2 protein-coding genes are annotated in these 1,705 nt (G+C 67.9%); one reads left to right on the top strand and one right to left on the bottom strand.

What is annotated here, in order from left to right:
• A partial coding sequence (locus ACE3O8_RS13210) for a Gfo/Idh/MocA family protein (protein ID WP_374390474.1) occupies window positions 1–1,380 on the top strand: 1,380 nt, incomplete at its 5' end.
• A 27-nt stretch (window positions 1,381–1,407) separates the two neighbouring features.
• Here the strand turns inward: ACE3O8_RS13210 and ACE3O8_RS13205 are convergent.
• A partial coding sequence (locus tag ACE3O8_RS13205) for a DNA translocase FtsK (RefSeq protein WP_374390472.1) occupies window positions 1,408–1,705 on the bottom strand: 298 nt, incomplete at its 5' end.

Below are 1,705 nucleotides of genomic sequence, written 5' to 3'. Positions count from 1 at the left end.
CCCGCAGGCTTTGCCTGCGGCAGCGACCCGTGCAAACTGGCCGCCATGACCGACCTTTCCAGACGCACCCTGATGGCGGGCGCCGCCGTCGCCGCCGCCTCAGCCGCCGCGAAGGCACCCCCGGCTTCGGCCGGATCGATGATGGCCTTCGCCGCCCCGAAGCTGGAAAAGGTGCGCATCGGCATCATCGGCGTGGGCGAGCGCGGCACGCCGATGACAGATCTGCTGCTGACGCTGGACGGCGTGGAGATCCGCGCCATCGCCGACACCGACGCCTTCGTGCTGGACCGGGCGGTGGCGAAGGTGTCGGCGGCGCAGGGCCGCGCGCCTGCCCGCATCACCGGCGGGCCAGACGCCTGGCGGCAGCTGACCGGGCGCGACGACCTGGATGCCGTGTTCATCTTTACGCCCTGGGATCTGCATGCGCCGATGGCGCTGGCGGCAATGAAGGCGGGCAAGCATGCCTTTGTCGAAGTGCCGATGGGCGTGACCATCGACGAGCTGTGGGAGCTGGTGGAGACCAGCGAGGCCACAAAGCGGCACTGCATGATGCTGGAAAACTGCTGCTACGGCCGGGAAGAGCTGATGCTGCTGAACATGGTGCGCCAGGGCCTGTTCGGCGAACTGACGCACGGCGCGGGGGCCTATATCCACGAACTGCGCGGGCAGATGCTGCGAACGGAGCGGGGCGAGGGCGTGTGGCGGCCCGGCTGGCAGACGCGGCAGCGGGGCAATCTTTATCCGACCCACGGGCTGGGGCCGGTCGCGCAATATATGAACATCAACCGCGGCGACCGGTTCGATTATCTGGTGGCGATGGACAGCCCGGCGCTGGGGATGGCGGCCTTTGCGCAGGAACGGCTTCCGGCGGACGATCCGCAGCGCAACTGGCGCTTCATCGCAGGCGACATGAGCAGCGCGCTGGTGAAGACGGTGCGGGGCCGCACGATCCTGGTGCAGCACGACATCAACACGCCGCGCCCTTATGACCGGCTGAATTATATCCAGGGTACCAAAGGCGCGTTCGGCGGCTATCCGGCGCGGATCGCCATCGATGATGGCGGCAAGGCGCACCACAAATGGGATCTGGATATGGGGCCGTGGCAGGCGAAATATGACCATCCCCTGTGGTCGAAGCTGGCGGCGCTGGCGCAGGCGCGCGGCGGCCATGGCGGTATGGATTTCGTGATGCTGTGGCGGGTGATTGCCTGCCTGCGCGAGGGGCTGCCGGTGGATCAGCCGGTGTATGACGGAGCCAGCTGGTCCAGCCTGTTCGACCTGACGCAGCGGTCGGTGAAGAACCGGTCCGCTGCGCAGGACATTCCCGATTTCACCCGCGGCGGCTGGCAGACCGCAGCGAGTTTCGACATCCGGGTGTAGCGGGATGAGGGCAGGCCGATGCTGCCCCTAGGGCAGCCGGTTGCCCGCTTCGTCCATCAGCACTTCGCGGCGGCCGACATGGTCCGGCGAGGAGACGAGGCCCATTTCCTCCATCTGGTCGATGAGGCGGGCGGCTGAATTATAGCCAATGCGCAGTTGCCGCTGGAGGTAGGAGATGGTCGCCTTGCGGCTGGTGGCGACAACCTGGATCGCCTGTTGCAGCGGATCGTCGGCGCCGGCCGCCGCCCCACCCGCGCCGCTTCGCGGAGAGCCGGGAGTGGCGCCCATGCCTTCGAAGCCATCGGGGCCGTCGGGCTCCTCGGTG

The organism is Sandaracinobacter sp. (assembly GCF_041909755.1).
Classification (GTDB): Bacteria; Pseudomonadota; Alphaproteobacteria; order Sphingomonadales; family Sphingomonadaceae; genus Sandaracinobacteroides.
Note: the sequence above shows the minus strand (reverse complement) of the source record. Positions and strands in the feature narration are given on the sequence as shown.